This window comes from Mycoplasma sp. 1199 (genome assembly GCF_034863365.1).
Classification (GTDB): Bacteria; Bacillota_I; Bacilli_A; order Mycoplasmatales; family Metamycoplasmataceae; genus Mycoplasmopsis.
Window position 1 is genome coordinate 129,785 of record NZ_JAYFFA010000001.1, and the last position, 26,320, is coordinate 156,104.

General features: G+C 28.9%; 22 protein-coding genes and 1 tRNA gene. 16 read left to right on the forward strand and 7 right to left on the reverse strand.

Annotation, left to right across the window (positions count from 1 at the left end):
- The first annotated feature begins 19 nt into the window (after nucleotides 1–19).
- Nucleotides 20–889, forward strand: coding sequence for a Cof-type HAD-IIB family hydrolase (locus VBM89_RS00510; protein WP_323188398.1), 870 nt, complete (start codon nucleotides 20–22; stop codon nucleotides 887–889).
- 94 nt (nucleotides 890–983) lie between these two features.
- Here the strand turns inward: VBM89_RS00510 and VBM89_RS00515 are convergent, their stop codons facing one another.
- From VBM89_RS00515 to VBM89_RS00530, 4 genes are all read right to left on the reverse strand, one after another.
- Nucleotides 984–1,910, reverse strand: coding sequence for an IS3 family transposase (locus VBM89_RS00515; RefSeq protein WP_323188399.1), 927 nt, complete (start codon nucleotides 1,908–1,910; stop codon nucleotides 984–986).
- 35 nt (nucleotides 1,911–1,945) lie between these two features.
- Complete coding sequence (locus VBM89_RS00520) at nucleotides 1,946–2,212, reverse strand: hypothetical protein (RefSeq protein WP_323188400.1); 267 nt, start codon at nucleotides 2,210–2,212, stop codon at nucleotides 1,946–1,948.
- An 87-nt stretch (nucleotides 2,213–2,299) separates the two neighbouring features.
- Entirely contained in the window at nucleotides 2,300–2,560 is a 261-nt protein-coding gene (gene rpsT / locus VBM89_RS00525) for a 30S ribosomal protein S20 (protein WP_257088867.1), read from the reverse strand.
- 55 nt (nucleotides 2,561–2,615) lie between these two features.
- Nucleotides 2,616–4,301 (reverse strand): hypothetical protein, encoded by a 1,686-nt coding sequence (locus VBM89_RS00530; protein WP_323188401.1) that lies wholly within the window; start codon nucleotides 4,299–4,301, stop codon nucleotides 2,616–2,618.
- Nucleotides 4,302–4,537: 236 nt separating this feature from the next.
- On the opposite strand from VBM89_RS00530, the gene VBM89_RS00535 reads away from it, so the two are divergent.
- A complete protein-coding gene (locus tag VBM89_RS00535; protein WP_323188402.1) occupies nucleotides 4,538–6,055 on the forward strand; it encodes a phospholipase D-like domain-containing protein in 1,518 nt (505 codons plus the stop codon).
- Between the two features lie 106 nt (nucleotides 6,056–6,161).
- Complete coding sequence (locus VBM89_RS00540; protein WP_257088861.1) at nucleotides 6,162–6,425, forward strand: HPr family phosphocarrier protein; 264 nt, start codon at nucleotides 6,162–6,164, stop codon at nucleotides 6,423–6,425.
- A 91-nt stretch (nucleotides 6,426–6,516) separates the two neighbouring features.
- Here the strand turns inward: VBM89_RS00540 and VBM89_RS00545 are convergent.
- Nucleotides 6,517–6,601, reverse strand: a tRNA-Leu gene (locus tag VBM89_RS00545).
- 104 nt (nucleotides 6,602–6,705) lie between these two features.
- Here VBM89_RS00545 and VBM89_RS00550 point away from each other — a divergent pair.
- The 13 genes from VBM89_RS00550 (at nucleotide 6,706) to VBM89_RS00610 (ending at nucleotide 24,067) form a co-directional block, all read left to right on the forward strand.
- Nucleotides 6,706–7,785 carry a M42 family peptidase gene (locus VBM89_RS00550; RefSeq protein WP_323188403.1) on the forward strand — a complete coding sequence of 360 codons (1,080 nt, stop codon included), beginning with the start codon at nucleotides 6,706–6,708 and terminating at the stop codon, nucleotides 7,783–7,785.
- Nucleotides 7,786–7,831: 46 nt separating this feature from the next.
- On the forward strand, nucleotides 7,832–8,077 hold the full coding sequence (locus VBM89_RS00555) for a YneF family protein (RefSeq protein ID WP_323177362.1): 246 nt from the start codon (nucleotides 7,832–7,834) through the stop codon (nucleotides 8,075–8,077).
- Nucleotides 8,078–8,284: 207 nt separating this feature from the next.
- Nucleotides 8,285–9,856 carry a potassium transporter TrkG gene (locus tag VBM89_RS00560; RefSeq protein WP_323188492.1) on the forward strand — a complete coding sequence of 524 codons (1,572 nt, stop codon included), beginning with the start codon at nucleotides 8,285–8,287 and terminating at the stop codon, nucleotides 9,854–9,856.
- A 14-nt stretch (nucleotides 9,857–9,870) separates the two neighbouring features.
- Entirely contained in the window at nucleotides 9,871–10,548 is a 678-nt protein-coding gene (locus VBM89_RS00565) for a potassium channel family protein (RefSeq protein ID WP_257088853.1), read from the forward strand.
- A gap of 311 nt (nucleotides 10,549–10,859) precedes the next feature.
- Nucleotides 10,860–13,265 (forward strand): P68 family surface lipoprotein, encoded by a 2,406-nt coding sequence (locus VBM89_RS00570; RefSeq protein WP_323188404.1) that lies wholly within the window; start codon nucleotides 10,860–10,862, stop codon nucleotides 13,263–13,265.
- Between the two features lie 87 nt (nucleotides 13,266–13,352).
- Entirely contained in the window at nucleotides 13,353–14,768 is a 1,416-nt protein-coding gene (locus VBM89_RS00575; RefSeq protein ID WP_323188405.1) for a hypothetical protein, read from the forward strand.
- 70 nt (nucleotides 14,769–14,838) lie between these two features.
- On the forward strand, nucleotides 14,839–16,917 hold the full coding sequence (locus tag VBM89_RS00580; RefSeq protein ID WP_323188406.1) for an ATP-binding cassette domain-containing protein: 2,079 nt from the start codon (nucleotides 14,839–14,841) through the stop codon (nucleotides 16,915–16,917).
- Complete coding sequence (locus tag VBM89_RS00585) at nucleotides 16,901–17,968, forward strand: sugar ABC transporter permease (protein WP_323188407.1); 1,068 nt, start codon at nucleotides 16,901–16,903, stop codon at nucleotides 17,966–17,968. The genes VBM89_RS00580 and VBM89_RS00585 overlap by 17 nt, the downstream gene beginning before the upstream one ends.
- The gene (locus VBM89_RS00590) at nucleotides 17,925–18,914 is read left to right on the forward strand and encodes a carbohydrate ABC transporter permease (protein ID WP_323188408.1); all 990 of its coding nucleotides are present in this window, start codon (nucleotides 17,925–17,927) and stop codon (nucleotides 18,912–18,914) included. Before VBM89_RS00585 ends, VBM89_RS00590 begins: the two co-directional genes overlap by 44 nt.
- Before the next feature lie 3 nt (nucleotides 18,915–18,917).
- Entirely contained in the window at nucleotides 18,918–19,190 is a 273-nt protein-coding gene (locus tag VBM89_RS00595) for a hypothetical protein (protein WP_257088842.1), read from the forward strand.
- A 6-nt stretch (nucleotides 19,191–19,196) separates the two neighbouring features.
- Nucleotides 19,197–21,239 (forward strand): hypothetical protein, encoded by a 2,043-nt coding sequence (locus VBM89_RS00600; protein ID WP_323188409.1) that lies wholly within the window; start codon nucleotides 19,197–19,199, stop codon nucleotides 21,237–21,239.
- Between the two features lie 175 nt (nucleotides 21,240–21,414).
- Complete coding sequence (locus VBM89_RS00605) at nucleotides 21,415–23,217, forward strand: hypothetical protein (RefSeq protein WP_323188410.1); 1,803 nt, start codon at nucleotides 21,415–21,417, stop codon at nucleotides 23,215–23,217.
- Nucleotides 23,218–23,323: 106 nt separating this feature from the next.
- Entirely contained in the window at nucleotides 23,324–24,067 is a 744-nt protein-coding gene (locus tag VBM89_RS00610) for a hypothetical protein (RefSeq protein WP_323188411.1), read from the forward strand.
- 41 nt (nucleotides 24,068–24,108) lie between these two features.
- Here the strand turns inward: VBM89_RS00610 and VBM89_RS00615 are convergent, their stop codons facing one another.
- Together VBM89_RS00615 and asnS are read right to left on the reverse strand one after the other, a co-directional pair.
- Complete coding sequence (locus tag VBM89_RS00615) at nucleotides 24,109–24,879, reverse strand: hypothetical protein (RefSeq protein ID WP_323188412.1); 771 nt, start codon at nucleotides 24,877–24,879, stop codon at nucleotides 24,109–24,111.
- 75 nt (nucleotides 24,880–24,954) lie between these two features.
- Nucleotides 24,955–26,310: an asparagine--tRNA ligase gene (gene asnS, locus VBM89_RS00620; RefSeq protein WP_323188413.1), complete on the reverse strand. Its 1,356-nt coding sequence runs from the start codon at nucleotides 26,308–26,310 to the stop codon at nucleotides 24,955–24,957.
- Nucleotides 26,311–26,320 lie beyond the last annotated feature (10 nt).

Consider the following 26,320-nt stretch of genomic DNA (forward strand, 5'->3'; position numbering starts at 1 on the left):
TTTAATTTATAATATTCGCATGAATAAATCATTTGCAGTTTTTAGTGATGTGGATGGAACAATTTACGGATTTCCACATAAAAAATTATCAGAAAAAGTAAAAGAACAAGTTTTAGATTTATCATCTAAAAATATTCCATTTGTAATCAACACAGGTAATCCTGTTTTAGAAAAAATCAAACGTTTAGCTAGAGAACTTAATTCAAGATATTTATCTTGTTCAAGTGGTGCGATTATTTATGATATGCAAGAAGAAAAACCATTGCACATTGAAATAATTGATCCTAATGAAGCTAAAAAGGTTTGAGATTTAGCGCTCAAAGCCGATGTTTCATTATATTATGCAGGTGTTAATCAATTCTACTTATACAATGTTCACGATGATATCTATGAGTTTTTAACATCATTTAATGAATATGATAAGTGAATTACAGATGGAACTATTCCTGCTGATTTACACAGAATTGAAGCTTATGGAACAAAAGAACAATTAGAAAAATTTGTTGATTTATATAATCAATCAGATATTAAATTAGACTTAGTTAATGTTGATTATTTATATATCGAAATGTCTAATCCTGGTGTAAATAAGGGTTCAGGAATGAAATGATTATGTGAAAACATTTTCAATGCTGATTTAGCTGATGTTATGACAATTGGAGATAGTCCAAATGACATTCCAATGTTTAAATTATCAGGATATTCATATGCAATGGATAATTCTGACCAATATACAAAATCATTTGCAAAATATTACACATCAGATGTGCTTCAAGATGGATTAGCTGAAGCTATTGTTGATTATTTATATCGTGGAGATTATGAACTTAAAAGAGCCGTTTCTCAAATGGGAAATATTGCAAAAACAAATAAGAAAATTATGTACTAAAATACTTTTATAACTTGCACACTATTGTAAAAGCGAAAAAGAGAAATAAAAAAGCGGACATTAGTAAACTAGGACACGAAAATTGGACAAAAGTTTAATTTGTTATAACACCTCAAGATTCTTGAGGTGTTTTTCAATTCAGTACAGATTGAATTCTTTCAGTGTTATATCAAAATATAAAATTATTAATTAAATTTTTAAGTTCTTTAAATGTGATTTTTGATATGTCTATTAATTTTAAACATTCAGATTTCAAAATTGAAAAGAAATATTCAACTTCCCTATTATCCAAAGAATTTCCAACCCTTCCCATTGAAACCATTCCATTGTTCTTTTGAATTGTTTCTACATAATTTTTTGAAGAATATTGAAATCCATGATCAGAATGTGCAATTCATTTTTGATTTAATTTTATTTTTGACATATGTTGCATAACCAGTTCAAGATCATTTCTTGTTGAAAGATTGTAATTAACAATATATTTACTTTTATGATCAATGGCAACTGACAAGAAAACAAAATTGTTTTCACAATCTTTTGGAGCTTGAATATATGTTACATCTGTTGCAATAATTTGATTTTTTTGACCTTTGTAATCTCGATTTACTAAATCAATAAATTTTACATTTGTATTTTTTTGTTCTCTGTCCTTTTTCTTTTTTCTAATTAAACAAAACAAATTTAATCTATTCATTATTCTACCAATAGTTCTATAATTAAGCGCTATTTGATATTCTCTTTTTATATAATTTTCAAGTCTTTTTCTTCCGAATAAACATTTATTTTGTTTAAATGATTTAATTACTAATTCATCATATTTATTATTAAATTTTAGATTTTTATTTTGTTTATTTTTTGTTTTTAAATTATGAATGGTTGATTTAGACTTGTTAAATGAAAGACCCAATCTTCTTACAGAAATTGAAGACTTTTTTATCTTAGAAATATTAACTTCAATTCCATTTTTATCAAAAGAATCTTTGTAAATTTCCAAAAGTTCTATTAATTGTTCTTTTGGCATTTTTTCTCATTCTTTTTTAACAATTTCAATTGGGGTTATATTTTTCTTTTTTGCCTTCCTACACCTTTACCTTTTTTAGAAGATTTGCCTGTTTGAGATTCTAAATTAGTCATACCTAAATTATATCTTTTGTAATTTCTAATAAAATATCTTTTCACTTCAATGAATTTTTTATCAAAAAAGCTAATTCCTCTGATTGAAAGAAATTTATTTTCAAAATCATTTTTTGCAATTAAACCTTTTTTATAATCGTGATAAATTGAAAAAAGTTCAAGTCATTCATGCTGTTTAAGTTGTCTCATATATTCTCCTATACAAAAAACACGAAATATGGATTGTCCAATTTTCGTGTCCCAGTTTACATTAGTCCGTTTTTTATGATGTTTAAACTATTTGTTTTTGTTTACAAATTCATCTAAACGTGAACGTTTTCTAGCACCTTTGTTTGGGTGGAAAACACCTTTAGAAACAGCTTTAGCAATTGTTTTGTGAGCAAATGCAACTAATTCAGCAGCTTTTGCATCTTTAGCTAAAACAGCTTCTCTAGCTTTACGTATAGCTGTTTTAACTCTTGATTTCATAGCAGCGTTTTTAACACGAGCTTTTTCCATCTTAGCTATACTTTTAACTTTAGATTTAATGTTAGCCATAAATCCTCCCTTTTTCTAAATATATGTGAAAAATCTTTTCTATTATACTATATTTTTAGCTTTTGAATTTTTGGTTATATGCAATTCCGATTTTTGAAGATAAGTTATCATCTACACCATTTATCTTAGTGTGTGTGACTTTTTCGTTTGGATCGTTTTCAATTTGATAAATGTATAATGCACTATTATCTACTTCATTGTTATCTGTAATGAAGTAATTTCTTTTAACTAACTCATATTCAAATCTTGTTGGAGGAGTATAGTTAACAAAGTCGAAGTTATTAAGCTGTAAGTATTTTTTATTCATTATTTTAACAAATTTACTATTAGCAAAATCGATGTGATTTACTATAAACTCAATCTTTTTCTTAAATTCATCTTCATCATTCATATTTACTGCATTTTCAGGATCTTCATTATTTAAATCTTGAATCAACCTTACAAAAACATTTTTAGTTTCTTGAATACTAAATAATTCTTCAACTTTTGCTTTATATGAACTAAGTGTATTGATATCAATTAATGTAGTTTTATAAAGATCGTGTAGTTGATTCTTGAAATCATTATATTTATTTAAATCTGTATAGTAGTCTCTGAACACTAAATCAATATATTCATCATACATTTTAAGTGAATAATTATTTAGACCTTCCTGAATATCATTTTTAAATTGTTTTGTGAATCTATATAACTCACCTATATTTGAATAAATTGATGAATTTAATGTTTCATAAAGTTCATCAAGTGTTCCTTGCGATGTGTTTTTAGCAACTACTAATCCATCTATAAGTAAGATGTTTTGTGCGATTTTAAATGATTGTACTGTTCCGTTTTCGACTTCTTCATAGTTATTATCTGAGAAGTAAGCATCCAGTGCATCACCATTATACATAACAGCTGAGTCAGCTTCTGGATACTGTGGATTAATTAATTTATTTAAGATACCTTGACCATCACCATCATATGTGATGTACTTACTATCATTTGGATTTTTTCCAGTACCTTTTTGAACAAGTGAATAGAAGTTATCGATAAACTTTGTGTAGTTATCTTTAGTAACATCGTTATTTGTGTTTAAGACTACACCGGTAGGTTTAAAGTCATAAAATGAACCATATAACATATTAGCTCTAACAGCATCTGTAATAGTTAAATTAGAATATCCATTATTAAACAATGCATTTAATTGGTTATATAAACTAAGTGAACCGAACTCTTCAAGATTTGTTCCATTAGCTTGTAATTCTGTTTTATTTTGATCTAATAATTCTTTTGTGATTGGTTGCACACCGTTAGTTTGCTTTTGTTTCTTTGTGTTAAATGCAACTACTGCATCTTGCATAAAGTATGGAACAAAGTATTCTCATAAGTGTCTTGGTTCCTCATATTTTTTACCTGATTGATCTGTTTTTAGATCTTCATCATAACTTGCTAAATGTTCAAACACAATAGGTGTGTAAATAGTTTGCAAGATATTTTTAAGCAACTCCTTATCAGGTTTGTCTGATAAATTTAGCAACTTTTTAAAATCAATTGGTGCTAATAGGTCTTTTTTGATTAAATTAACTGCTTGGAAATCACTTCCAATTCCAGCAATTGCTTTTGAATTTACAAGGGCAACTGTGAATTCGTTAATTTCATCAAATGTTTTGTAAGAGAAGTTTTCTTGAATTTTATCCCTATTCTCATTTGAGATATAAGACTTGTAATTAAAGAAGGATGGTTTAAATCTGTTACTCATTTTTACACCGACTAAAGTAAAGGTAAAAATTGAGATTAAAGCAATTATAATAATTGCTGATCAGGCTTTGAGTTTTCTAAGTAAATTCTGCTGTTTCATAAATCCTTTTTGTCTTAATTCTAATTATTTAAAATAATGTTTATTTTATACCAAAACCAAATTTATTTTTGTGATTAAAATATTTTTTAAGTGCTATTTTTTAGGACAAAAAGAATAAAATGATATAAAATTAAATCATGATTACTAAAAATAACTTAAAGTGATTAATTTCATTTATCATTGCATTTTTTATTGTTACATTAACTGTTGTTTTTGTATCGTTTTTAGTGCTTAATATTTATAAAGAAGTTTCATATTTTTTCATCTTCTTGTTCTATGTAATTAATGTGACTTTTGTCTTTGTTATTTACAGTCAAAAGAAGCAACATGAGTCGAAATTTTCTTGAATTTATTTAACGATGTTATTACCAATAATCGGACATGTTATTTTTATCGTTTATGGTTTCCATTGAAAAAATAAAAATGAAATTAAGGTTAATAAGAATCCGATGTACTGTTTAAAACAATATGTTCCATTGTTTATGAAAAATCAAAATCAATTAAGTTATAAAAGTAATAATTTAACAGAGCTTACAAATCTTAATAATAATGTTATCCTACCTGCGAACATTGAATTCTACGAAGAAGGATATAGATTCTATGATCACTTATTTAATGGAATCAATGATGCAAAAAAAACAATCTACATCATTACATACATAATTAAAAAATCAGAAATCTCAGAGCACTTCTTAAGCTTACTACTTAAAAAAGCTAATGAAGGTGTAAAAATTAAATGACTTGTTGACGATTTTGGCGCTATGCCTTCACAAAAAAGAAAGTTATCTAAATTATCTAAACATCCAAACATTGAGTTTGCCTACATCGGAAAAATTTATTATCCATTTATTAATGCAAGTAGTTTCTCAAGAAACCATGAGAAGTTTATTATTATAGACAACAAGATGGTTTTCTCAGGAGGAAATAACATTTCAGATGAATATTCATCAATGTCAAAAAAATATGGACACTGAATTGATCTTAACTATAAGATTACAGGTCCATATATAAATACATATATAATTCATTTTATTAAGTTTTGAAAAATAATAACTAATAAAAAAATTGAAATTAGAAGTTCATTATTTATTGATACTAGTGATCAAGAATATGAAAATAATTCATTTTTAATTTTAGAATCACCTAATTTTGACTATTCAGAATCAGAATTTTTATGACTAAAATTAATTGCAACTGCTAAAAAGTCAATTCGTATTTGCACGCCATACTTTTCAGTTACTAATGCACTTAAAAAACAATTGATTTTAGCATTGAGAAATAATGTGAAAATCACAATTTACTTCCCAGGTTTACCAGATAAGAAGCTCGTTTATAAAATCAGTTTATCTCAACTTGAAGAATTAATTCCATATGGTTTAGAGGTAAAAATTTATGATGACCATTTTTTACACACTAAAGCAGGGATAGTTGATGACAAAATTGCTTGAGTTGGAACAACTAACTGAGACAGTAGAAGTATGTTTTCACAATATGAAACAATGGATGTTTTTGAAGGAAAATCAGTCCAAAAACTAATTCAGATTTTTGATGAATATGATAAAAAATCTGAAAATATGAAAAAAAACTGTAAAAATAAGAAAAAAAGTAATCTATTTAAGAAATTTGTTTTTGATATAACTAAACCATTGATATAATAAGAGTATATTTTGGTTAGATAAACTACTTTTTTAATTTTATTTTTGTTAAATTTTGAAATAGCATTTTATTAAAATCAATTACAAAGGAACAAAGGAGAAAACGATGAAAGAATTCACAGCTAAAATTATTGATCCAATTGGTTTACATGCTAGACCAGCAACTTTAATTGTTTCAACAGCTACAAAATTCAAATCAGATTCTAAATTAATTTACAATGGACGTGAAGCTAATTTAAAATCAATTATGAACATTATGGCTTTAGGAATTAAACACGGAGCTGAAATTACAGTTAAAGTGCTCGGAGAAGATGAAGAAGCAGCAGTAAAAGCTATTGAAGCTGCTTTAAAAAATCATGGTTTAATTTAATTGTTCTGAAAATCGCTGCAATAATAGCGATTTTTCTTTTTACTTTTTTTGTATAAAAAGAAAATAAAAAAAGACACTTTTTAGTGTCATATGGTGCGCGAGACAGGACTTGAACCTGCATGGGTCGCCCCACTAGAGCCTTAATCTAGCGTGTCTGCCAATTTCACCACTCACGCAATTAGTAAAAATATTATAAAACAAAATTAAAAAAATTTATAAAGATTTATATAATTTAAATTAACTTTAATTTAAAGCTATTTTTACAAATCAGAAGGTGTTTATGAATAACAAAGAACAATTTAAAAATCAATTAATTAAATACTTAGAAATCGAAGCTATGTCAAGATACGAAGAACCTGTAGCAGATGAATTAAGAAAAAATATTTCATCAGTTTACAGAATTTCAAGAGATAAATTAGGTTCAATCATTTTTCACAAACCATCTAAAAATCCATCTGCTCCAAAAGTTATGATTGCAGCACATATGGATGAAGTAGGTTACATTGTAAGAAGAATTGAAAAATCAGGACAATTATTATTAAGTCCAATTGGTGGAATTTGAGCTTCAACAGTTATTGGAACAAAAGCTAAATTAATCACAGCAAACAAAGAATATTTAGGTGTATTTGGACACACAAGTATTCACATTATGGAAAATTCTAAAGTTTCAAAAGCTATGACTAATAATGAACTTTATGCTGATTTTGGATTTAAAAATGAACAAGAAGCAATAGCAGCAGGAGTAACAATCGGTGATAGAGTTCAAATGAGTGGAGAAACTATTTTATTTGATAATCCTGATTTGATTGGTGGAAAAGCGATGGACAATAGAGCAGGTGTAACTGTTTTAGAATTTATTGCAAATGAAGTTGCTGATTTAGATCTAGATGTTGATTTATATTTAGTTGGAACAGTTCAAGAAGAAGTTGGAACAAGAGGAGCAAGAAGTTCAGTTGCACTTGTTAATCCAGATGTTGCAATAGCACTTGACACAACTTCTTCACACGATACGCCAGATGTAATCCCAGGAACAACAGCATTATTTAAAGGTGCTGCTCTTAGAATTAAAGATGGTGGAACATTAATGGATACAAAATTAGTTCAATTCTTTGAAGAAGTTGCTGCTAAATATAAAATTCCAGCTTACAAATTTGTCGCAATGGGTGGAGGTACAGATGCTCATGAGCTTCAATTTGCAAAAGGTGGAGCTGCGACTTTAACAATTTCACTTCCACAAAGATATTTACATAGCCCTATTGGTGTTTGCTCAATTTCTGATTTAATAGCTGCTAAAGATTTATTGGTTAACTTTTTAAAAGATTTTAATAAGACAAACTATGATAAAATAAAATATATTTAATTTAATTATTAAAACTCATACAAAATTTATTTTAAGGAGAATAATTATGGTTGAAATGCAAACTGGAGCATTTGTTGGGATGATTATTGCTGTTGTAATATTTGTAGTTATTGCAGCTGCTTTAGTAACATTCTTTATTGCTAAAAGAATGTTTGAAAAACAACTTAGAGAAAACCCACCTATCAATGAAAAAATGATTAGAGTAATGTTCAAACAAATGGGTAGAACAGCATCAGAAACACAAATTCGTCAAATTATGAAATCAATGAATGCTGAAAAAAATAAAAAATAATTTAATAAATTCATTTTAATAATGAATTTTTTTAATTTAATATAATTAAATTACATTTAATAATGTAAGTTTGGAGGAATTTTGAGTAAGACTTCTTATAGTATCAAGTTAAGGATTCAGAACTCGAGATTAGCAAAATTAATTAGAAGGTTTTGATATTGAAAAAACAACATATCAAAACTTAAGTATTTATTATTTATTTACTTATTGATTATTCTAGTTTCCAGTTTGATTTTGTTCTCACCAATAGCACAAAATCCTGAAGCTGCACGTGTTAAATACATTGATGCATTTTTCACAACAGCTAGTGCATTTAGTGATACCGGTCTAGTGACTGTTGATACATTTAGCCAGTGAAATGATTTAGGTCAAGCAATTATTGCTATCTTGATTTTAGCTGGTGGAATTGGTATTTTTGCACTTAAGTTTTTTGCGATTAACTACTTATTTGGTAAAAAAACATCCACCCTTGCTGAAATTAAAATTATGCAAACTGAACGGGGTGTATCTGATGTAACACAGACTACAAAATTAATTATTTCATCAGTTAAATTTATTTTTATTTGTATTTGTTTATTCAGTGTTATTCTTACATTTTATTTCTATTTCGCAACACCAAAACATACAGAGGGAATGAAACAAATTTTAACTGATGGTTCATTCAAAAATCCTCAAGGTAATTTTGTTCTTTCTTTAAAATATGGAATTTTCCATACTATATCAGCAATCAATAATGCTGGTTTTGATATTATGTCAAGCTCTTCGCTTATGCCGTATTATCAAAATTACTTCTTACAAATTTGTTTTATTATCTTACTTATTATTGGTGGATTAGGTTATCCAGCTCTTCACGACATTGTGTCTTATATCAAAGGCAAACTTAGAAGAAAGGATACACAATTTAAATTTTCAATATTCACCAAAGTTTCACTTACAACTTATGTAATTGTATTTCTAATTGGATTTGGAATTTCCTTAGGATTTGAACTTTCATCTTCAAATCCATATTCGTTGTGAAACCAATATCACTTACCTGTGGGTGTTGGTAATGAAACTCACAAAGCTTACATTGAATGATTCTCAAAAGGTGCAAATGTCCAAGATTTAGAATTAGAAAAATTCTCAAATCTTAAGCAATACATTGAAAAAGGTCAATTATACGGAAATACATTTGATAAATTCTTTGCAGTATTCTTCACATCTCTTTCAACAAGAAGTGCTGGATTCGCTACTGTGAATATGAAACATTTTACACACGGTTCAACCTTTGTGTTTATCTTTATGATGATAATTGGTTCAGCTCCTGCATCAACTGGTGGAGGTATAAGAACCACAACTTTAGCTCTTATAATTCTAGGTCTATATAGAATTTTATTTGGTAGACCGAGAGTTAGAGTGTTCAAGAGAGCTATCAACCAAGACACTGTTAATATGTCTGCAAAAATATTAACAATTGCAACAATTATTATTCTTATTGCTTCAATGATTCTATTCAGTTCATTCCAAGATTATGGTGGAAAAATCGAAAATGCATTCTTGCAAGATCCTAATGAAGGATTCTCGATGGAGAATTTAATTTTCGAAGTAGCAAGTGCCTTTGGAACAACTGGTTTATCATCAGGAATTACAAAAAACTTAAATATAGTTTCAAAATTAACATTAATTATTGTAATGTTCATTGGGCAATTTGGAATTAGTTCAACACTTAATGTTTGAAAACGTAAAAAAGATTTTAGTCGTACCTATGAATATGTTGAAGCTGACATTATCATTGGTTAATGATTGGAGAAAATATGAAACTCAAATATGAAAATGAAATAGTAGTTATCGGAACAGGAAGATTCGGTCAAGCTGTTATCGATCAATTAATTAAACTTAAAAAAGACGTTGTTATTTTAGATAAAGATGATGAAAATGCGAAACTTTATGCAGATGAAGTTGACAAAATTATCATTGGTGATGCAGCTGATACAAGAACACTTCAAGCTATTGGTATTGACCAAATGGAAACCGTTGTTGTTGCTGTATCAGACAACATCGAAATTGTTGCTGCACTTTTAGAACTTAAAGTAAAAAACATTATTGCAAGAGCATCTACAAAACGTCATGCAAGAGTTTTAAAGCAAATCGGAGTTAACGTTATTATTCGTCCTGAGTTTGAATCAGGTACAAGAACAGCATTAATTGCAGCTAACAAAAACTTTATTAGATATAGTGAAACACTTCAAGAAATTGGAGGAAACTTTGTTGTTGGTTCAACAAAAATTAAGAACCAAAACTTATTTAACAAACAAGTTAAGGAAATTGGTTTAAATGAAAAGAGTATCACTATTGTTTTAATTCAATCAGCTGATAAGGTTTTTAAACTTGCAACAGGTGATGTTACATTACATAAAGATGACAATATTACAATCATCGGTGAGATAGGTGATGTAACAACTGCGCTTGAATGATTTAATAAAGTAGACTAAAATTTCAATTCCACGTGTAAGTTATCCACATGTGGAATTATTTTTTTCTTAATTTTTCACAAAATGTGAAAAAAATAAGTAATTTTTGAAAATATTTATAAATAAATTTATTTATTTATTTATAATAAATACGAAATCTAATATACAGAAATTAAATTGACTTTTTTTCAATTTTAGAAATTAGAAATTTCCACATTCATATTCGTAAAAAATATTTGTGTATATTGATTTCTAATAGAATCTCATAACAAAAATATCTAAACAAAACAATTTAAATTTATTCAAATTTTTATTTCAATATAGGAGATAAAATGACAAAATTCAAAAAATTATTAATTAACGGAGCAGCTTTATTAGCTCTTACAGCTCCAGTTATTTCAATCTCTTGTCGTAACGAAGGTGGCGTAAGCGCATCTGGTGAAACATTTACTCAAGAAGAAAAAAATGGATCAGAAATTAATGGTTCAACATTAGGTGACAGAATTTTAAACAATGAAACACCTAACATGTCATCAACCGAACCTTACACAATTACAGTTGGTGACAAAATTCTTATTGGTCACACATTCTCAGATGGTGGTGTTCAACAAAAAGCTTTAGCAGCTTTAGTTGAAAAATACAACACAGAAGTTGCGCCAAAACTTAAAGGTTCATTACCAGTAGGACTAAAACGTTTAGGTTCAGGATACTCAGCTGGTAAAGATATTGTTACAAAAGGTCTTTCATCAAGACAAACCTCAGACTTTATGAACCTTATCTTAAACTATAGTACAGTTGCTTCAGAGTTAGCAAAAGCAAAAATGCTTTTAAGCTTTAATGATAACTTAAAATCAGCAAGTACAGATTTATCACAATTCTCAGAAAAATTCATTACTTCTAACTTCCAAACAGAAAATATTGATTTACCATCAACATGAATTTTACCTGCGTTTAAATCAACAACAATTTTCTCAATTAACGCACCGGTTCTTTCATACATTCTTGATACTTTAGTAGAAAAAGGTATGGAAGTTGCAGAAGATTTTCAAGAAGAATACAACAACATTAAAGCAAAAGGTCAAGGAGACCGTGCAGGTGTTAAGAAAATCTGAGGAGAACCTGTTGCAAACGTTGAAACAATTGTTAACGAATACAAAGGAACAGGTGGTAATGTTAAGAAATTAAGTAAAGCAATCTTTAACTCATATGCTGAATTACTTGATTTTGCAGCTATGGCACAAAAATTATTTGTAAACTCAGCTGCAACAAATTCAACATTACACGTATTTGGAGTAGACGACTATACAGCTTTATACAACCAAGCTTTATATAGTGCTTTACTTAAAGACCAAGTTGATGCAGCTAAATCAGCTGGAACAACATTAACTCAAGAAGATGCCCTTAAACAAGCTTCAGCAGCAATGATTGAATCAGTATCAAGAAATGGTGGAAAATTATCTATCAACTATGATGTTCTTAAAAAACAAAGTACATCAGCTTATGTAAAAACACAAGAAATCTTTAACAAAACAAAAGCTGCTATTGAAACAGGAGGATTAAAAATCTATCCTGGTGGTCAATATTCATCAAATGACCAAACAAAACACTACATGGCGTTTTCAATCGGTTCAACAGCTGGATATTCACACAACTATGTTTCAGGTGAATCATCAGATTTAATTAACAGCCTTAACAAAGGTGCGTCAGTTACAATCGATGAAAAAGGAAGCTCATTAAAACTTTCTGAAAACAAGAAAACTCCAGGAATAGTTTTATTATCAAAATTAGAATCTGGAAAATTGGCATTCGGAAAATACAAAAATGCAATTCATAGTGCATCAGAAGCAACATTCCCTAATGGTAAAAATGCTAATTATGAACTTCAATTTGTTAATGCAGCTGAAGAAACAGCATTTACTAGTGCATTAACAGATGAAGCATTACCAAAAGCATCATTAATTATAATTAACAAAGATGGTAGTGATAAAATTATCGAAAAAGCTAAAGCACAAAACGTTCCAGTTGCTGAATTGAAAAAGAAAAATGGCACAAAATACTATGGTATTTTACTTTTAGATTCAGTTGAAAACAAATTACTTAAAAGCGCTGACGAAGCTCTTGTTGCTAAATTAACTGCAATGGGATACACAATTAAAGTAGCTACAGCTCTTGAATTATTAGGTAAAGAAGAATTAATTTCTCAACCAGTTCCACTTAGATGAACTTCTGAAGATCCATATAATGTTGTTTATGTACAAGGGCCATCAATGATCGGTGTTCATACAACTGAAGCAGGTGATCTTGCAACAAAATTATTTGTAAACTGATTAATGACATCAGAAACTACATATGAAAGATTCACAATTCAAGGTAACAGTGGAGCAGAAGAAGTTATTGCAGAAAACTTAACACCACGTGACATGTTCCAAAGTGCTATGGGATACATTCTTCCTTACAAAGGATTTGAAAAGAATACAGATTTCCCTACAAAAGGAAAACTTAACCCATACTTAAAAACAGCATTCGAATTATTCTCAAACGTTGCTAAGTCAACAGATGCAGATGAAGTTCCATATGTAACATTTGAAGAACCAGGGTCAATTTTTGCTGATTCATTCAGAAGTGGAGTTCAAGGAGCATGAGACTCATTACAAGCAGGAATCGATTCAAACAAAGCAGATTCTTCACATGCAAAACCAACATTTGAGGACTTTATTAGAAACGCTACAGTTAAATAACAAAAATTCTCATACATTAAAAAACAAATGAAAATATAGTTTTAATTATGTTAAAACTATATTTTTGCTTTTAAATTAAGGAGAAACATGAAGCTAAAAAATAAATTAATACCTTTAGTATTAGGTTCAGCATTATCATTAACACCAATTGCGATGAGTGTTTCATGTGGTTACGGCAATAAAGCTACTGTTGTTAAAGTTCAAGAGGGCACTAACATAGTGGATGTAGAAGTGGGTGGCCCTATTCGAACTGCTTTAAAATTTGAAAAAAATAAATTTACTAAAACAGCACAAGTTGTTCCGGCATTTGAATCTATAGATTCAAGAGTTGAATTCGCTAAAGCTGTTGATGCTATTAAAGATGTTATTGGTGCTGATCTTAATAATGAGATGACTTCTGGTTTCAGCATTAACCCTGAAATAGTCGCACAATCACAATATTTAATTCCTTCTAATTCAGCTGTATCATATGAAGAGTCATTCATTAATAAAGAATATACATACTTTATTAATGATATAAATGCAGGTAAAAAATATGAAGTTATTGTAAAAATAGATAAAAAAAATCCATATTCAATGGGATTAAATACAAAAAGCGATTATTTCAAACAAGATTTACCAAATAGAGAAACTTTATTACAAAATATGACATCTATTCCTGTATTAATTAACTTTAATTTCGAAGTTTCAATTAAATTAGATGGTCAATTATGAAAAGTGCCTAAATTTAGCACTGTAGCACAAGCTAGCGGTTTAAACGTTTCTTCTACAATTACACCTAAATTGTCTGATTTCGAAGTACAACCATCTTATTCAAAAATGAAAAAATTATCTATTGATTGAAACAACAAACTCATTGATATGAACTCATTTAGAGCTAAAGTTATTAGCGTATCAGATGGTGATACAGCAACTGTTGTAGCATTAGAAGACAAGAAAATGATTAACGCTTCTATAACAAAAGGATCAAAATACACAATTAGATATTCAGGAATTGACACACCAGAAAAAGCTGTATCAAGTACTTTATCTTGTCCATTCGAATATGGATTTGCATTATTATCATCAAAATTTGGAAAACAAATCTTATTTAATGATGATCTAAATTCAGAATTCTATAATGTTAAAAATGAAGTTAAAATCGGATTCATATCTGGTTCTGACTCATATGGTAGATTAACTGCAGATATATTCTTTGGTGAGGATTTTGGATATTCATATAACGCAGAGATTACAAGAGAAGGATTAACATTACCATATGATTCATTTGCTAACTGAAAAGCAAATTACAATGAACCAAAAACTTCTCCAAACTACGTAAACAGCATTTATCCAGAAATTGCATTAGCATTTAACCATGCTCGTGAAAACAAATTAGGATTTTTCCACTACTTTGAACAGGCAGAACAAATTGAAAAATATGTTTATATAGCAAAAAGAAATAGTAAATGACAAGCATTTGAGGAACTTTACAAAATCTTACAAAAAAATAATGAGGCTTAGAATTAATAAAATTAACAATATTGATTTAAGCAATTTTAGTTTTTAAATTTTCTTATTAAGAAAGGATAAAATGAAACAAAAAGAAAATACAACATTTTCATCAGCTCACGAAGCAGATATTCGTAAAATTAATCAATATGTTTCAGAATTAGAAGCAACTGATGTTGATTCTATTCCTGCTATTGAATTAAAAAACTTAAACATTGACTTCGGTGAAACATTAGCTGTTGATAATGTTAGTTTTAGAATTCCAGAAGGAAAATTAGTTACATTACTTGGTCCATCTGGTTCAGGTAAAACAACAACTCTTAATGCTATTGCAGGTTTATTAACAGTTACATCAGGAAAAATTCTTTTCAGAGGTAAAGATGTTACTGACTTCACACCTCAAAACAGAAAAATCGGGTTTGTTTTCCAAAACTATGCTTTATACCCACACATGAGTGTTTACCACAATATTGCATTCCCATTAAGAAATGACTCAGAATGACAAAGAAAATTTTATTTAGAAAAAGAAGAAGCTAAAAATGGAATTCGTTCTATTTACTTAAGAAAATTAGGAGCTTCTGAAGCAGAAATTGAACACTTAAATAAAGCATTCAAAAACTATAAATTAGTTAAAACTGAAATTTCACGTCAAGTTAGTGAAGCATACTCAAGAATCAGTAACAAACTTGAAAAAGCACATACTGATTATTCAGTTTCAGTAGTTCACGAAAATGCAGAAATTTCAGCATTAACAAAGAATGTTATTAAAACTAACAAAAAAACAAAACAAGATTCAGCGACAAAAATCCAAGACATTAAATACAAGTTCGCTCATGATAAAGCTAATGGGTTAATTAATGAAAATGAATTAAAACAATCAGAATTCTTAGCTTCATATGACAAGAGCATTCTTAAATTCTCAAAACCAAAATCAGAAGAAGAGTATCAAGAAAGAATTAATAGTTTACAAGATTTCACAGCTGAGTTAGTTCAACTTGATTTAAGTGAATTAGTCTTAAAAGACAGAATAGCAATTATTAAATTAGAACAAAAAGCTATTAAATTATTAACTCGTTACAAATTCTTATTAAAACAAAAAGAAATCATTGCTAGATACCAAGTAGAAAAAGCTGAAAAAAAAGCTGCATACTTAGATGCTAAAGCAGAATACAACAAAACAATTAAAGAAGATGAAGAATACTTAGGGTTAGTTTCTGATGAAAAGAGATTACCAAAAGTAGCTGAAGAACATTTCTACAGAATTGTTGAAGAACTTGAAGACAAATATTCTGTTAAAGAAGCAATGAAAAGAGAAAGAAAAACTATTGGTTTTGCTTTATTATCAGATGAAGACAGAGAACAAATTAGAGAATTATCTAAGAAGGTTATCAGTCTTAAAAAAGCTATTCACAACGAAGTTATGGAAGTTGCTAAACGTGTAGAAATTGTTCACATCTTACAAAAGAAACCTACTCGTTTATCAGGAGGTCAACAACAACGTGTTTCTATTGCACGTGCTATTGTTAAAAAACCTCAAATTCTTTTAATGGACGAGCCACTTTCAAACTTAGATGCTAAATTACGTATCTCAACTCGTCAATGAATTAGAGAAATCCAACAATCATTAGGTATTACAACAGTTTTCGTTACACACGACCAAGAGGAAGCTATGTCTATTTCAGACATTATTGTATGTATGTCAACTGCTAGAGTTCAACAAATGGGTACACCAATGGAACTTTACTCAAAACCAAGAAACCAATTCGTTGCAAGATTCCTTGGTATGCCAGAAATGGGATTATTCAAATCAGAAGTTAAAGATGGTGTAGTTACAATGGCTGACGTAAAACTTCCAGAAATCAAACTTCATGACAATAAAGACAACATCACATTAAACATTGGTGTTCGTTCAGAAGATTTCATTATTAAATCAAAAGAACAAGGTTCTATGTTCAAAGGTAAAGTAGTAGTGGTAGAAAACTTCGGAAAAGAAAGTAAATTAGTTGTTTTAGTTGAAGGAGTAGGAAGAATTAACTTCTTATTAGACAACAACTACTCATTTGCTAAAAATGATGAAATTTACTTCGATGTACCATTGAAGAAATTACACATTTTTGATGCTTTATCTGAAGAGAGAATAGAATATGATATCAAGAAATAAGTTTCATAGTTTTATACAAGAAAATTTTCCTTTCTTGTTTAATTGATCTACAAAAAAACAAGCAAAAAGAAAATCTACTTTATCACACACAATTTTAGATAAGAAAACACCGTTCTGAATTCCGATGTTATTCTTATTACCAGGTGTTATATTGTTATCATTATTCACAATTACACCTTTATTCATTAATATTTATGAATCATTAACAACAGAAACAGGATCATTAACAGGACAAAACTATGCAAGTGTTTTCACAAACCAATACTTTGCTGTTGGGGTTAGAAACTCATTTATTTATGGTTTATTTGTTCTTCCATTTGTTATGATGATTGCCTTAGTAGTATCATCAGTTATTGCTAAGCTTTACAGAAAGTGAGCTAGAGGATTTTGACAAACAGTATTCTTCATGCCTTATGTTACAAATGCTGTTGCTGTTTCTTTAGCATTCATTCAATTATTCAGTACATATGGACTTGTTAACCAATTAATCGGAAAAAATATTCCATGATTAACAACAGGTGATCCTTACACATTCAACGCTCTTGTAGCTATGATTATTAATGGTATTTGAAGTGGTCTTGCTTTCAATATCTTAATCTTCACAACAGCTATGTTGGGTGTTGATAAAAACTTATACCGTTCAGCATCAATCGATGGAACAGGTGAAGTTAAACAATTTTTCGCAATTACATTACCATCAATTAAAAGTACAATTAACTTTTTAATTACATTAGGAATTATTGGTGGTCTTAAAGTATTCCCATTAGCATTATTTGAAAACAAACCAAATAACGCTTTAAACAACGGGGGTTCATCTCTTATGATGTTCGTGTACTACGCTACATCTACAGGAGACAGACGTTTAGCCGGAGCAGCAAGTATCTCGCTATTCGTGATCGGGGTAATATTCTCATCAATGATCCGTGGAGGATTCTTCTTGATGCAGTTAACATTAAATAACTTAGGAGAAAGAAATGTTTGAGTTAAAGTTATGAATACACAAGCGCATGATGCAAAAGAAATTGCGCAAAAATCAAGAGAAGTCAGCTAGTCAAGTTAAAGAGACTTCATTTTCAAAAGTTCTTACCTCATCAGCATTAAAATTATTCTTACTTGCATTATTTGGAGTTATTATCCTATTCCCATTCTTCTACATGATCTCAATTTCATTAATGAACGATGGTGAATCTCAATCATTAAAACAACAATTTAAATTTTTACCTTCATTTGCAGAAGGAAAAACATACATAGAAGGGCACCTTGTTATTGCTTCATGATCTGAAGTTGTAGCTAACACTTATAAGAGAGCATTCTCAACAGGTTATGGTAAGGCCTTTGTATTCACAACCCTCAACGTTATTATTTCAGTTGTACTTAAGGTCTTTGTTACATTCTTAATGGGATATGCATTCTCATTAAGAAACTGACGTGGAAAAGGACTTGTGTGATTTATTGCCCTTGCCTTACTTGTGTTACCAGAAGTTGCCTTATTATCAGGACAATACTTAATTGTTCTTAAAACAAAACTTTACAAAACTTACATTACATTCTTATTAGCAGTTGCGTTCCCATTCACAGCAAGTATTTTCAATACAGTTATGTATAAAAATGCTTTCGAAGCAATCCCTGGAAGAATTAAAGAAGTTTCACTTGTTGATGGTGCTGGAGGAATGAAATACTTATTCAAAGTTGCATTCCCAATGGTTATGCCAACAACATTAACAATCGTTATCCTTACATCTCTTGCTTCATGAAACTCATACTTATGACCAGCTCTTATTTCTACAATTGGTGGTCAAGACTTACAAGTTATGTCAGTGTGATTATTCAAAGCCGGATTTGACCCAAGTGATCCAGAATCAGGAGCAAACACAATGCAAAACGTCAAATTAGCTGCATCACTTCTTTCAATTATTCCTGTGTTCTTATTCTTCTTAATCTTTAGAAAACGTATTATGGCATCAATCAGTAGACAAGGTTCAACAATTAAAGGATAGTATATGAAAAACGTTAGAACAAAAGTTGTTATTTGAGCAATATTAACAGTGGTTGCATTAGTTGCAATTATTGGTTTATCAATTTTAATTAATAATGTTCAATCATTACTTGATATTAAAAAAACTACCTTAGATGCTAAAATTTTACAATCATATCAATACACAAAAGCTTATTCAATAGGAGGTTTAGCATTTTCATGCTTATTATTCTTGATGGGTTCAGTCATAACATATGCTGGAATTAAATCTTGAAGATATTCTGAAATGCTAGGATAGTTATTTATGAAAAAATTATTCTCTAAAAAAGCTTTCCCATTTTTACTAGGAACAGCTGCAGTTGTAACAATGCCACTTACAGCAGTCTCATGTTTATATGAAGATGATGTTACTGTAAAATTTGCTAAAAACTATGATGTCAATAACTCATTTGTAAAAAGAACACAAGAGAGAAGTAAAGATGCTGATGTTATAGCTAAATTCAAAGAATGAGAACAAAAACCTGGTTTAATTCAATTCTTTAAAGAACTTGATAACAGTAATGTTATGACTTATACATTCACATACTGAGATTTCTTATTCAAAAATTCATTCGATATTAAAAACGATGATGTAAAAATTGTTGCTGATAAGTTATATACAATTAGCGAAAACCACAAATCAATTTCAGTAGATGAAAAAGTATTTTCAGAAACATTAAAAGACGCAAATAATGATGCAAAAGATAAGGCACGTACATTAGTTGGTAGCGTTGCAACATTAATTAATGACTATTACGCTTCAAAAGATACAAATACAAAACACCCTACTGAAAAAGTTGAAGATTTCGAAAAAGTTGCAATTCAAAAATTAACTGCTAAACAGTTAGAAGATGCAGGTTACTCAGAAAAACAAATTGCAATCATTTCAAAAATTGATTCATTAATGAAAGTTGTTTTCTTCAACGAAGATCCTGCTAAATTCATTTCATTAGAAGATGTTAAAGAAGCTCTTAAAATTTACTTTAAAAATTCTCCATTTATGGATGCAATTATTGAAGATGAAACAAGAGATTCAAATAGCAGAATTCTTAAACAAAATGCAGCTGATAGAAGTTACACAATCAATTTCTCAGTAGTTAACAAAACTAATTCAGGTATTTCTTCATCACTTTTCCAATCATTCTTTAAAACAATTCAAGGTTCATTGTTAAACTTTGATTATGATTCAACAATTTCTAAAGAACGTGATATGGTTTCTAATATTGTTAACTTATTAATACAAAAATCACAATCATTCACAATTAAAAGAGATAAAGATGGAAACATTATGACTCAATCATTAATGGGAGTTGGAGGAGGGTTTTCACCTTTATACTTCATTGATGGATTAAACCCAGATACAAATGAACCATCAGATGATTTCAAAATCTTTAAACAAATTTCAATTGATAACATTAATAAGATAACATCTCATAATATTACAGAGTTCAATCAAACAGCTCTTACACCTGAAGAGGCATCTGAATTTAGTGCTGACCCACTTAAATTCTTCCAAACACACAAATATTTAGCTTGATTTGGTACAGAACCTCTTACAGCATACGGGTACTTCACATCATTACAAGGACAATACCAAAATGCTAGAATGAAATTAGAAGCATCAACAACTAAAGCTAAAGATAGAGAAGTATTCCAAGCGTTTCTTGATCACTGTCAACCAATTTATGACCAAATGATGAGAGATATTGCAAGATTAAAAGAAATTGAGCTTCAAAAAATTGCTTTATTAAAAGCAAATAATGGTGTTGAAAATGAAGAAACTAAAGTTATTGATAAAGAAATTGATGCAATTATGACTCATCAATACAAGTTACCTAGAAGAGCAACAAACTTAGAAGCAACAATAGATGTAACTTTACAAGAAGGTTATGAACAATCATTCAAAAAGTTATTACAAGGAAAAGCTAAAGTTGGTACAAACGTTCAATCATTTGCAGAATTATTTGCAAAAATTGGATTTACATTAGGTATCACAAACATCCAAGTAATTCGTGGAAATTCACCAGAACTTGAAAATAGTTACTGATTAGAATTCCAAAATAGAAAAACAGGTGAATGATACTTCTTAGATGTATTTAAACTTTACACAGAATTCTATTACACAAGCAATGAATATGTAAATGAAGGTGAAGGGGAAAATGCAACTAAGAAATTAGTTAACAGTATTGGTTCAAGAAAAGATATTTCAAACTTATCAGTTGAATACATTAATAGTCAAATTCAAACTTCATTACCAACAGGATACACAGTATCAGCTGAGTATCTTCCATATGCAAATATTAAATAAGAATTCAAAAAAGTTGAAAAACAAAGGCAAAATCTTAAAAAGGTTTTGCTTTTTTAATTTTCACAAAATGTGAAAAAAATTAATTAAATTTGAATTTAACCTTAACAAATTTCGTAAATTTATTACAATTAAAAATATGTAAAGTTCATATTAAATTAAGTTAAGGAGGCACAATATGCAAACTAAATTTAAATTACTTTTAACTTCACTTATTTCAATACCAACAGTCGCCACTGTTGCTGTTTCATGCAATTCAACAGAATCAGATAAACCAGCAACTCCAGTTGATGGACAAAACCCATCTAATCCAGAACAACCTACACCATCATTATCAGTTCAACCTCTCAGTGTTTCAGTTTCTTTAGATAATACAAAAGAAACATTAACAAACTATGTAGAATCATTAGATCAAAACAACACAAAAGAAGTTGAATTTGATTTAACATTAGATGATGATGGTAATGTTTTTGTTAAAAAAGGAACTGTTAAAGAATTTGTCTTTAGATTCGATAGAAGAAAACACGACTTATACAGAAATGAAACCGATGCTAACAATAAAAGATTAAGAACAAAGAAAATTAGATGTAGATTTAACAAAAAGGATAAAAAGGTTACTCTTCGTTTCTGAGATAAACTACACAGCAAAGGTGGAGAACAAGTCTTCTTATTTGGAGAAGAAACAACTACAACTCCAGAACAACCAACTACTCCACCAAATAACCCAGGTACTCAAAATCCTCCTGTAGAACCAAGAAATCCACAACCAAACAATCCTAATCCAGGAAATGAGAATCGCAACCCTCAACCTGGTTCTGAAACTCAACCAGAACCTGTTAATCCAGAAGAGCCTGAAGGATACATTATTAATAGCGAAAAAAGAACAGTATATGTTAGACCACCTTTTGGAGCACAATTTAAACTCAAAAATGACAACATATACTTCACAACAATTTTCGCTCACTTAGACTCACCAGGTGTTGCTAAAAATGCCAAAAATGAACAATCAATAAATACAAACTACTTCAATATTGAAACAGCAAATGGTAAACCAAAATCAGCAGGTGCTCAAGAAGTTTCTGAATTTTTAGGATTACCAAATGTAGCAAGACATTTTGAATCAATTTCACAAGATAATAGTTTTGTTATTTTTGGTGGTGATACAAACATTAGTGCTGATTTCTTCAGTATTCAAAATCTTTATCCAGAAAGCTATAAATTTACAATTACTAATTTAGGTGAAGCTGACAATAAGACTCACTACACTTCATTGGGTAGAACAAATGGTGTATATTCACAACCATATGATAAAATGTTCTTTAAGAACAAGAATAAACAACATTTAGAAACATTGACACAAGTTAATACACCTGAATTAGCATTTAAATTTGATATTTGAAGTTCATTTAGAAACAATGTGCTTACACCTGGAGATATGAACTTAAATTACTACACAAGTAATGAGCCTAAAGAACCAATTAGAGCTAGATTATCAGATCATGCTCCTGTGTGAACTGATGTTAAAGTTAAAAATAATGTTACTTTACCACATTCAAACCATTCTATAGATTTACATAGAAAAGATGCTAATGCACTTCGTATAGCTCACTGAAATGTGTTAAACTATGGAACATCTGATGATTATGAAACATTCCTAAGTACCAGAGATTTCAAATATATAGCAATCTCAAAAATTATTAAAGCATTAGGATTTGACATAGTTGGTTTAACCGAAATTAACTACGACAGGGCAGATAAAGTTCAAGCTATATTAGATGAGTTAAATAAAGATGGTTCAAATTGAAAAATGATTGTTCAAGACAGAGAAGAGGCAGTATATCCTCAAGATAGTAAATGAGCTAAATATGACTCACAAAAAGAACAAGTTGTAATTATCTATGATGCAAATATCTTTGATCCTACAAGTTTTAAAAACAACAAAATTGGAGATTCATTCAAAGCTGAAATTCCATTAATATAATGATTATATAAATTTGAAAAATAGCTAGATTAATCTAGTTATTTTTATTTTAATTTTAATAATGTAAAATTATTAAAATAAATATCAATAAACTAAAAGGAGTCTTATGTCAAGTGTATTTTTTTGATTAGCAGTTGCGTTTAGTAGTACAGGACTATTGCTATTTGCATCTATTGCTATTGCTTATGGAAACTTCATTAATCATGCAAAAATGAATGCTGTACATTTTCAAAATAATGAAAAATTCTTTAATTCTTACAAAATTGATGAAAGAATGAATAAATATTGAAACTTTCATTACATTATGTTAATTATTTTAATTTCGCTGCAATTTATTTTTAATGTATTTGCAATTTGTCTTGCATCAGCATATTTTTTAAAAGATTTTTTAGGAACAAATACTGACAAAGGCATTACTAGAATAACAAACTTACTTATTATCATTGCTTTAATCTTAATGAATGGATACTTCTCATATTTATTATTTAAAAACTTCATTGTAGTAGCTCGTGTATGACATAAAACAATGAGAGGTTGAGAAATTATTGATATAACAGAAGAACATAAAAATCTTGCAGATTATTTCTATTCAAAAATTTCAACTAAAGAATTTCCTAAAAAAATGAAATTAGACAAATTAATAATCAAAAACAGAGCGACAACACTCTCATATAGACTTCCAAATTTCACAAAATTATATAAAAACGCAATATTACCTAAATGATTTAAAGAGGGTAAGGTTCTATACTTTGCATTATTTGACACTCAATATGTAAATGTTGACTTAATGCATGTCGATGATACAAATGTTGTAGAATCACTTTACCAATTAATTAAAAAGTTTTATTAATTAAAAAATCAACTAGAATTTTCTATCTAGTTGATTTTCATTTACTTTTGATTTAATTCTTTTCAAGCTCTAACATATGAATCATTTTCATTAACTAAAAATTCTTCGATATCTTCAAAATTGAATACAAAGTATGTAATATCGCTGTAGGTTGCTTTGTTTCATTTTCATAATTTAGGAGCAAACAACTCTCTTACACCATTAATAGCTAATCCTATAACACCATTATTCATAAATTTATTGAAGTCACTATTTGCACCAATTTTTTTAAGTTCAAATTCAGTTGAGCTTCCATTATTGTCATATGCTTTAGTGAATAGTTTTGCATTTTCTTTTCATTGTATTTTGCTATTTTTAATTTGTTTAAGTAATTTAACAAATTTTGCATATTGTATAGAATACATAACAATATGAAAAACGAACATTAATGTGATTATTATGCAGCTGCATGCTATTATTAATGTATATAAAACAGATGTATCGAGTGAATCATTAATACTTAATTCTCTAGCTGAATATACTATATCCATAATAGAAAAGACAAGTGAAACAAAAATTCAAGCAGAAAGCATAACAAATGGTATAGTGATATATTTAAAAATCTTTTTAGCTCCATCTAAATACTTTTTATTGACAACTTTATTTTCTTCACTTCATTTTTGAATTTGCACTTGTTTATATGAATTTGTTAATCTTACAGTTTTTTGAATGAAAGAATGTGCAAAAGTTAGTATTACAATTAAAATTGCAAAAAATATGGCTAAGATGAGTAATTGAGCTCCAATTGGCAAATCGTTAAATATTAATTTCATTAAACTCCTTTATTTAATTATTATATTATTTACACGTCTTTTTTAAAATAAAAACACTCATAAAGAGTGTTTAAATTACATTTTGATGCTTCCGTTTGATCTAGGGTATGGAATTGTTTCTCTAATGTTTTCTGTACCAGTGACATACATAACTAATCTTTCAAATCCAATTCCAAATCCTGAAGTTAACATATGCCCAAATCTACGTAAGTCTAAGTATCATTGTAAGTCTTCTTGGTCAATGCCTAATTCTTTTACACGTGTAACTAATTTATCATAATCAGATTCACGTTCAGAACCACCAATCATTTCTCCTACACCAGGTACTAATAAGTCAAATGCAGCAACTGTTTTATTATCTTCATTTTGTTTCATATAGAATGCTTTGAAATCTTTAGGGAAGTTAATTACTGCAACAGGTGCTTTATAAAGTTTATCTGTTAAGTATTTTTCGTGTTCTGAAGCTAAATCTAAACCAAAGTAAATTTCCTTGTTTTCGAAAGTATCTGCAACTTTTTTAAGTTCTTCGATTGCTTCTTTATAATCGATGATTTTTAAAGGTGTTTCAACAAAGTGTTCTAATCTTTCGATTAAACCATTGTTTGTTACTTTATCTAAATATTCAATTTCAGTTTTGTTTTTAGCTAATGTGTTTCTTACAACAACTTTAAGCATATCGTCTGCTAAATGAATAACATCAAATAAGTTGTAGAATGCAATTTCAGGTTCAATCATTCAGAATTCTGCTAAGTGTCTTTTTGTGTTTGAGTTTTCTGCTCTAAATGTAGGTGCAAAAGTATAAATTTTGTTCATCCCAACTGCGTAACTTTCACCGTGTAATTGTCCAGTAACACCTAATGTAGCTTTCTTAGATTTTCCAAAGAATGGATCTTTTGATTCGTTATCTGAAACTATAAAAGTTTCTCCAGCTCCCTCTCCATCGTTACTTGTAATAATTGGAGAAGCCATTAAGAAGAATTCTTTTGAAATGAAGTACTTGTGAATTTCATGAGCTAATGTTGATCTAACAAGCATAATTGCTTTAATTAAGTTTGTTCTGTGTCTTAAGTGTGGAATTTCTCTTAATGTTTCAAGGTTTATTTCTTGGTTTTGAATCGGATAATCTTCATCAACTTTTTTTACTGTAACTTCTGTAGCTACTAATTCAATTGGTTGAGGCGCATTTGGTGTTGCATGCAATGAACCTTTAATAATGATTGCTGAACCAGGTTTAGTTTGGTCTAATAAGTCAAAATCAAAAGCTTCGCCTTTGAATACAACTTGCAAGTTTGAAATAGTTGAACCATCGTTTACTTCAATGAAACGAATTTTTTTGTTTCCTCTGTTTGATGAAACTCACCCTTTAATAGTTACATCAGTTCAACCGTCAAAAAACTCAGGTCTTAATAATATTTTTTTAATTGAGTACATAAATTTCTCC